Here is an 8,665-nt window from a genome sequence, read left to right on the forward strand (position 1 = left end):
TGAAAGAACGACCGGGCAGGCTGCAAGTATCAGTCTGTCCGATTTTTGTATCACTGGTCCGGATTTAAGGAGGGATAATCGGGATGACAATATTAGAAGCAGTGAAAAAAAGACATTCTGTGCGAAGCTACATTTCCAGGAAGATTCCGGAGGACATCCGGCAGGAACTGTCGGCGGCCATCGACGCCTGCAACAAAGAAGGCGGGCTGCATATGCAGCTTGTCACAGACGACGCCGACGCATTCAATACATTTCTTGCCCACTACGGAAAGTTTCATAATGTGCAGAATTATATCGCTCTCGTTGGCCCGAAAGCCGCTGATCTGGACGAGAGAATCGGCTATTACGGCGAAAAGATCGCCCTGCAGGCGCAGATGCTCGGCCTTAACACCTGCTGGGTGGCGCTGACCTTCGGAAAAGGCGCCGCCAAGAAGAAATGTGACATCAGAAACGGCGAGAAGCTGGTGTGCGTGCTGGCCCTCGGCTACGGCGAGACTCAGGGAGAGTTCCATAAGATAAAGAGAATCAGTGAAGTCTGCAAAAATGAGACGGAGATGCCGCAGTGGTACAAAAAAGGACTGGAATGTGCCCTTCTGGCTCCGACAGCCATGAACCAGCAGAAGTTCGAATTCACCAGAAACGGCAGCACCGTGTCCGCACGATCCACCGGCGGTTTTTATTCCAAGGTCGATCTTGGTATCGTAAAATGCCATTTTGAGATCGGCGCAGGCACAGAGAACTTCCAGTGGAAGTAGAGCAAAGAATATAAAGGAAAAGCAACAGACATAGCCATACAGAGAAGACTGTATGGAAAAGCGAGGAGAATGAATATGAAAGCGGATAAAATGATAGAAAAGCTGATTAAGAAAACCGTATATGTCGTTGATCCTCTTCCGGAAAAAGTTCCGAAAAAAAGCAGAGGGCAGTATTTCGAGGTGGAATATTTCTGGCACGAGAGCGGCGAAGCAGAAAAAATCTGCCGCAAATTTGAGAGAATCATCCTGAAACTCAACTGCTACTATGACATGGATGTCAAATTTAAAGGAAAATGTACGAAGAACCCTTCACCGAAGAAAATGCAGAGCTGGATACGAAAATGTGTCTCCGGCAAAAAAGACTACATGAACATCCTTTTGAACGATGGAGAAGCCATGATTATTTTAAACGAAGACGATACCATATTGAGCGTCTACAATCCGAATGAAACGCTGCTTGCTCTGCTGGAAAAGCTGGCGGCGGCAGAGGGACTGTTCGTGCGGAAGATATGGGATGTGGAGTGAGTCTGGAATATAAACCTGATAATGGAATAAATGCAGGACAGAAATGCTGTGACAAATAGCAGGAGGGTAGAATATAATTATGCATATTGAGGAAAAAACCGCAGAGGCCATCAACACCCTTGGCTGTTTCTGCGGAAAAAGAGATGTGGAGGAGCTGACGCCGGCAGCATTAAAACGAGCTTTTGGAATTGAACAGGCAGACGTGATGGTGCTCTTTGGCGGCAGCATCCTAGCGGGAGGAGATGTGCTGGCCTGCGCCATGGAAGAAAAGATCGCCCGCCGGTATGTGATCGTGGGCGGCAGAGGGCACACTACAGAAACCCTGTGCCGGCAGATGGAAAGGGAGATTCCGGGCTTGCGGACAGACGGGCTCTCCGAGGCAGAGCTGTTTCAGGCGTACCTGAAGGAAAAGTATGGGAGGGAAGCGGACTGGCTGGAAACAGAGTCCACCAACTGCGGCAATAATATCACGTATCTGCTTGAGCTGCTCAAAGCGAAAAAGTTTGCCTGGAAGAGTATTATTTTATGTCAGGACGCCACCATGCAGCTTCGCATGGAAGCAGGTCTCAGAAAATATATGCCGGAGGATGTGCTGCCCGTCAGCTACGCCGCCTACCGGGCAGAAGTCGCGCTGCGGGACGGCAGACTGACGTATACGGATGACATTCACGGCATGTGGGAGATGGAGCGGTATGTGCAGCTCCTGATGGGAGAGATTCCGCGGCTGACAGACGACGCCGGCGGTTACGGCCCGACAGGAAAGGATTTTATCGCTCATGTGGATATCCCGGAAGAAGTGAGAGAAGCGTTCGAAGAGCTGAAAGAAGTATACGGGGATGCGGTGCGCGAGGCGAATCCGCTCTATGCTTCGAAATGAAAATTCCATCAAAAAAACAACATAAGAAGGAGTAATTTCAATGATACAGATCAGAAACGAACAAAAAAGCGATTATCAAATCGTAGAAGATATTACAAGAGAGGCCTTTTATAATATGTATGTGCCAGGCTGCATGGAACATTATCTTGTTCACATCATGCGCGGACATGAAGACTTTATACCGGAGCTTGATTTTGTGCTGGAGCTTGACGGCAAGGTTATTGGTAACATCATGTACACCAAAGCTAAACTGACGGATGAAAACGGAGAAGAGAAGGAGATTATCACCTTTGGGCCGGTCAGTATTCTGCCGAAATACCAGCGGATGGGCTACGGAAAACTGCTCATGGAACATTCCTTTAAGCGGGCGGTGGAGCTTGGCTATGACGCCATCGTCATTTTTGGCAGTCCGGCCAATTATGTGAGCCGCGGTTTTAAAAGCTGCAAAAAGTATAACCTTTGCGTGGAAGGCGGCGGATATCCGGCAGGCATGCTGGCGAAAGAGTTGAAAGAAGGAGCCTTTGACGGAAGAAAGTGGATCTACTCCGGCAGTCCGGTCATGGATGTGGACGAACAGGAGGCAATCCGTTTTGACGACGCTCTTCCGCCGATGGCAAAAGAGTACCGGCCGAGCCAGGATGAATTCTATATTATCAGCCAGGCGTTTTTAGGATGAGATGAAAACTGTTGCATCGAATGTCAAAAAATAGTATACTGTTTGCGTATCTATATTATTTTTTATGCTATATTTTAGTATAATTTTATTCAGAAATGAGGCATCGTTTTTGGAAACCGATGCGCATGATTTAAAGGAGTGAACACAAAACTTTGGATATAAGTGACAGTTTTCAATTTATCGTACTTGTAATTTTATTGATGCTTTCCGCATTTTTTTCATCCAATGAGACAGCGCTCATGTCTGTGAGCAAGATTCGCCTTCGTTCTCTCGCGGATGCGGGAAACAAAAGAGCAGCGCTCGTTCTCGACACAACGGAGAACCATACGGCGAAGATGTTAAGCGCTATTCTTATCGGTAACAATATCGTGAATCTTTCTGCATCTGCCATCTCTGCGTCGCTGGCATATGTGTTTGGCAGCTATATGGTGAGTATTGCTACAGCGGTTCTTACCCTCGCAATTCTTGTATTCGGCGAGGTTACGCCAAAGAATTATGCCACGATCAATGCCGAGAAGATCGCACTTCGGTATATTGTGATCATCCGGGCTTTTATGACAGTAATGACTCCCGTGATTTTTATTCTTAATCTTTTTTGCAGAGCAATCATGTTTTTGCTGCGCGTGGACCCGACGGCGGTGAACAAGACTATGACTGAAGATGAGCTTCGAACGATTGTTGATGTGAGTCATGAGGACGGTATTATTGAGACGGAAGAAAAGGAAATGATCTATAATGTGTTCGATCTGGGTGACGCCAAGGCGAAAGATATTATGGTTCCCATGGTTCATGTTACATTTGCGGAAATCAATAATACATACGAGGAACTGATCGAGATATTTCGGGAGGACAAGTTTACCCGTCTTCCGGTTTATGAGGACAGCCAGGATAACATTGTCGGTATCATTAACATGAAGGATCTGCTTCTTTATGACCGCAATGAGAATTTCCAGATCAGAGATATCATGCGGAAGCCTCATTTTACCTATGAATATAAAAGTATTTCCGAGCTTCTGGTGGAGATGCGCGAATCCACATTTAATATTGCCATTGTTTTGGACGAGTATGGCGATATGGCCGGTCTTATCACGCTTGAGGATATCCTCGAGGAGATTGTAGGGGAGATTCATGATGAGTATGATGAGCAGGAAGACGAGCGCGTGCGTCAGGTTGGAGAAAGGGAGTATATCATCGAAGGTTCCACCAGCCTTGACGATGTCAATGACGATCTTCATACCAACCTGGATTCCGAAGATTATGATTCGTTGGGAGGTTTTCTGATCGAGCATCTGAACAGACTGCCGGAGCTGGGCGACGAGGTTTGCACGGAGGACGGTATCCGTCTGGTGGTGGAGAAGCTGGATAAGAATCGTGTGGAGAGTGTGCATATATACCTTCCGGAGAATCTTGGAGAAGATACGGACGATCACGGGAAATCTGCAGATTCCACCGACAAAGCGGAGAAAAGAGAATAAACAGGATGAAGATTTATTTAATTGAGGAAGATAAAAGGAAATATCTTCCTCTTCTTTTACTGGCGGACGAACAGGAAAGTATGATCGACAGATATCTGGACAGAGGAACACTTTATGTGCTGGAAGATGAAGATGAAAAAGCTTCCGATGCTGCCAGAGATGAGGAAGATAGAACAGAAAATGTGAAGGCGGTCTGCGTCGTTACAGACGAGGGCGAAGGCGTGCTGGAAGTCAAAAATCTGGCAGTAGAGCCGAAAAGCCAGAGAAAAGGATACGGCAGGGCGATGCTGCATTTTATAAAGGAAATGTACAGAGATTTCTTTTCCATCCTTCAGGTGGGCACCGGAGACAGCCCTCTGACGATACCTTTTTATGAAAAATGCGGTTTTCGCAGATTCCATGTGATCAAAAATTTTTTTATTGATAATTACGATCATCCCATCTATGAAGACGGGAAACAGCTGGTGGATATGATCATACTGCGGCAGAAAATACAGAACTATGATACAGTACATTCTCGGTATGAGAAACTGGAGCAGAAATCAGAATGACAGGGGAGCAGGAATCAGAATGAAAATCGTAGATGGAAAACCATACATTGATCAGATCAAAGGGCTGATCGAAGAATACACAAAGCGTCTGGGCCGGGACCTGACCTTCCAGAATCTGGAGGAAGAGCTGGCGGACCCGGCGAAAAAATATACCGCGCCGGAAGGCGAGTTGCTGGTGGCATTTGACGGAGATACGGTCGTCGGCATGGTGGCGTATCACAGACATTCCGCCGACCGCTGCGAGATGAAGCGCCTTTACGTCAGGCCGGAATGCCGGGAAGCCCATCTGGGAAGAACACTCGTCCGGGAGATAGTCGAGCACGCCAGCCGTGCCGGCTATAAAGAGATGGTACTCGATACCATTGAACCGCTCCAGGCGGCCATCCACCTCTACCGGGAGGCCGGATTCCAGGAATGTGAGCCTTATTATGACAATCCCATGGAGGATGTGATTTATTTTAAGAAGGAACTATAATAATCCTGAAAGAAAGGTTTTATGAAAAGAAAGTAAAGAAGCTGGAAGACGAAATTTATTAAATAAGAACTGAAATAGTCTTAAAAGACGAAATATATACAGAGAAGAAAAAGAGGGGGAGACAAGTGAAAGTTTTAATTTTGATGGGGAGCCCGCGTAAACACGGTAATACAATCACTCTGGAATGGCAAAAAAGTGGCAATCATAGCCACTTGCGGATATCGCCCGGAAAAAGGAGCGGATCTTTTTGAAGAAAGTATCCGAAGATATTGTAAACACTCACAACTTGGTTACGAAGGAATGCTGGCGGAACGGCACTTGGGTTACAAAACTACATTTGCCAGCGATGATAAAGAAGAACGAGCCAGGACATTTGCAAGACAGATTGTTGGGCAATGAAAAATGAGAATGGATAAGGAGCTATGATATGTGGCGTCATAGAGAAGATACAACGAAACCGGTTCTAACCGGAGAGAAGCAGATACAATCTGCCCATGGAAGAACAGAAGATTTTCAGTTGCCGGAAACGGCGGTTCTTCTTTATATGAGCGGACTGGATTATATCAGAGAACAATATAAGATAGAGCTGATTACAAAACGTTTTCCAAGATTTTTAAATGCCTGCCCGGTCTGGAGGATACAGGGAGAAAAGGACATTTGTCTTTTGGATGGAGGGCGCGGCGCGCCCATGGCAGCGGATACTCTGGAGGTTCTGCGCGCATTGGGCGTCCGGAATGTAGTTTCCGCGGGACTGATGGGTGGATTTGCCAGAGACATCCATGTGGGTGATGTCATTATACCGAATCGTGCTTATGTGGAAGAGGGAACTTCGCTGCATTATTATGAGTTCATTGAGTACAGCGAGCCGGATACGGCATTATTTCAGCAATTGACGGACTATATTCCGAATCACAAAACTGCGCCCATTGTTTCGATGGATGCTATATACAGGCAGACTTTCTATAAAGAAGCATTATGGCGCCAGAAAGGCTGTGTTGGTGTAGACATGGAGACATCTGCTTTGTACAGTGTTGGAAAGTATCTGGAATTACATGTCGCATCCGTCTCTATGGTATCTGACAGGCATCCTGTTAGTGAAGCTGACGAAACCTGGGAGTGGGGGATGACAAAAGAGCTGAGGCAGAAGATGTTGAGACAGGTGATTGACGTTGCTTTGAGTCTGTAAAAATTAAAGATGATATAGGATGTGCCAGTATTTAAATAAAATACATAGAAAAGAAGAGGGGAAGTGCAATATACAGACTTCCCCTTTTCTTAATTATGAAAAAAATTATTTAGATATGATTGTCTTCTTTTGCCCGCATCCTATGAGGCATAAGAGAACCGTGCAGAAAGTGGTGGCGAAGTATCCCTTTACCGGATGATCACGCTTCTTGCCTGGCCTTTGTTTTTCAGGAGCTTTGTGTAAGCTTTCTTTTTTGCCTTTGGCACTTTGATGACGGCGTTTTTGCTGATACCCTTGAAAGCTTTTTTGCCGACACTTCTGAGTTTTTTGCTCTTGATGATGATTTTTTTCAGCTTCTTGCAGCCGGCAAAGGCTTTCTTGCCGATGGTGGTCACGTTGGCGCCAATCACTACTTTGGTCAGTTTTTTCTTCGCCTTTTTGAAGGCGTTTTTGTCGATGGCGGTGACCTTCGCCTTTACACCGTTTACGGTGACGTAAGCCGGGATTTTCACAGTCTTCTTATTGGCGACAGACTGTACAGTGACGGTGTCGGCGGAAGCTGCCCGGTATGTGTTCCCGCCTGCGGCATAGGTACTGCCAGGCTGCAGAGCAGCTTCCGGTGCAGGCTGAGAAGTGTCCGCCGGGGAGGATGGCGTCTTCGGGTCAGTTGGAACAACCGGTTCCGGCTCTTCCGGGGCAGGAGTGAATGCCTTGCTGTGGAAGTATGCCTCATCGGAAACAGCGTCCGTGATATCATGGTCTCCGTTGTCAAACGGAGAACCGGGGATGGCTGTTGCCGTGTCCGCGTCCGCACCCGCCTGAACTTCAATGGCCTCACCTTCCATCGGGGAGACAGAGATGGCGCCGTTGGTGAAGGTAGGAGAAACGTTGTCAGAATCAGAGGTAATCATGGTAAAGATACCAAAACTGCCTGGTGAGATCGGAACTGGTTCCTCTTCATCAGTTTCTGTAATCTCCCCACCGACGGCAGTCACCTCACCGCCGGTAATCCGGACGGTACCACCGGGAACCTGTCCCGTATTTTCGTTAGACATGACCATGATGTAAAAACCGGCGCTGAAAGTGGAAGATGCTCCTCCGATGGCAGTCACTTTGCCGCCCTCAATGTAGATGTTTCCTACTTCCATTGTGCCGATGCCGAAGCTTGGATTTGTCGATTGGGCGGTGGTGGCTGTTGCTGTCACCGTGCCGCTTTTTATAATGAGATTACCTGCGAGAGCTATCCCTTCAGTGATGCCTGTGACATCAAGGCTGCCGTCCCCGCAGATGGTCAGGGCGTCTAGAGTATCCGGGTCGATATTGCCGGATGCATCGATTGTTGGAACACACATTGCCAGAATGCCTACGCCAACTGTGTTGTTTACTGTATTCCTGCCTTCCAGTTTCAGCGTAAATGGCGCTTGACGCTCGATGGCGTAATATTTTGATTCGGTGAGGTTTCCTTGGACAATCACAGTCGCATTACGCAGGGTCAGAGTCTCCCCGTCCCATTTGACGTTATAATTCGTGTCATTGGCACCCTCAGTCGCAACGTTGCCGCTTTCGTCCGTGATGGCGTATGCCACCGGATTGGCAGCGGTGCTTTCTAAGTCTACTCCTCCGACTGTGATAGGCGGCGATGCCTCTTCTTCCGGGGCTGCGGTTTGAGCAAAGGCCGTGGCCGGCAGCAGCGCCAATATCAGGCACAGGCTAAGTACTATTGCTGTAAATCGTTTTTTTATGTGTTGTCCTCCTTGTCTGTATATTGTTGTTTCGTTTCGTGTTTGGTTTCTTTGTCTTGCTTCTGGCGAATACTCTTCCTGACCAGTTTTGCACGGATTGTTCTACGTACATCCTTGTCTTCTCCTTCCTACTATTGATTGGCTCGGAATGAGTCCTTCATATATATAGGTACACAAAAAAGAAAAAACTCTCACCTTAATTGAAAAATTTTTATATGAATTTTGTCGGTGTGAAGGGGGGAGAGTTCGGTTTGGAGATTTCGCAAATGGATTAAGCAAATAAGATGATGTTGGGGTCGAAACTATATAATTAGTTGTGCCCTGTACCTATAGTACCTTGAAAAATTCATATTTTGTAGTATTATGCTGGGATTTCTGGCATATATGCCGGGTATTTCCCTCC

The 8,665-nt window shown here is 47.0% G+C and carries 9 protein-coding genes and 1 pseudogene; 9 read left to right on the plus strand and 1 reads right to left on the minus strand.

Annotated features, from left to right (window positions below; translation table 11 throughout):
• Window positions 1-83: 83 nt before the first annotated feature.
• From B5F87_RS10835 to B5F87_RS10875, 9 genes and pseudogenes are all read left to right on the plus strand, one after another.
• Window positions 84-755 carry a nitroreductase family protein gene (locus tag B5F87_RS10835; protein ID WP_087280900.1) on the plus strand — a complete coding sequence of 224 codons (672 nt, stop codon included), beginning with the start codon at window positions 84-86 and terminating at the stop codon, window positions 753-755.
• Between the two features lie 75 nt (window positions 756-830).
• The gene (locus B5F87_RS10840) at window positions 831-1,280 is read left to right on the plus strand and encodes a hypothetical protein (RefSeq protein ID WP_087280903.1); all 450 of its coding nucleotides are present in this window, start codon (window positions 831-833) and stop codon (window positions 1,278-1,280) included.
• Between the two features lie 85 nt (window positions 1,281-1,365).
• Window positions 1,366-2,157, plus strand: coding sequence for an ElyC/SanA/YdcF family protein (locus B5F87_RS10845; RefSeq protein ID WP_087280935.1), 792 nt, complete (start codon window positions 1,366-1,368; stop codon window positions 2,155-2,157).
• Between the two features lie 40 nt (window positions 2,158-2,197).
• Window positions 2,198-2,833: an N-acetyltransferase gene (locus tag B5F87_RS10850; protein WP_087280905.1), complete on the plus strand. Its 636-nt coding sequence runs from the start codon at window positions 2,198-2,200 to the stop codon at window positions 2,831-2,833.
• Window positions 2,834-2,985: 152 nt separating this feature from the next.
• The gene (locus B5F87_RS10855) at window positions 2,986-4,308 is read left to right on the plus strand and encodes a hemolysin family protein (RefSeq protein ID WP_087280907.1); all 1,323 of its coding nucleotides are present in this window, start codon (window positions 2,986-2,988) and stop codon (window positions 4,306-4,308) included.
• Between the two features lie 5 nt (window positions 4,309-4,313).
• Window positions 4,314-4,859 carry a GNAT family N-acetyltransferase gene (locus tag B5F87_RS10860; protein ID WP_087280909.1) on the plus strand — a complete coding sequence of 182 codons (546 nt, stop codon included), beginning with the start codon at window positions 4,314-4,316 and terminating at the stop codon, window positions 4,857-4,859.
• 19 nt (window positions 4,860-4,878) lie between these two features.
• Entirely contained in the window at window positions 4,879-5,334 is a 456-nt protein-coding gene (locus tag B5F87_RS10865; RefSeq protein WP_087280911.1) for a GNAT family N-acetyltransferase, read from the plus strand.
• 174 nt (window positions 5,335-5,508) lie between these two features.
• Window positions 5,509-5,733, plus strand: a pseudogene (locus B5F87_RS10870) (flavodoxin family protein); the annotation flags it as partial.
• 28 nt (window positions 5,734-5,761) lie between these two features.
• Window positions 5,762-6,520: a nucleoside phosphorylase gene (locus B5F87_RS10875; protein ID WP_087280913.1), complete on the plus strand. Its 759-nt coding sequence runs from the start codon at window positions 5,762-5,764 to the stop codon at window positions 6,518-6,520.
• A 188-nt stretch (window positions 6,521-6,708) separates the two neighbouring features.
• Here the strand turns inward: B5F87_RS10875 and B5F87_RS10885 are convergent, their stop codons facing one another.
• Complete coding sequence (locus B5F87_RS10885; RefSeq protein WP_242964405.1) at window positions 6,709-8,217, minus strand: leucine-rich repeat protein; 1,509 nt, start codon at window positions 8,215-8,217, stop codon at window positions 6,709-6,711.
• Window positions 8,218-8,665 lie beyond the last annotated feature (448 nt).

It is taken from the genome of Eubacterium sp. An3 (genome assembly GCF_002159465.1).
Taxonomy (GTDB): Bacteria; Bacillota; Clostridia; order Lachnospirales; family Lachnospiraceae; genus Anaerobutyricum; species Anaerobutyricum stercoris.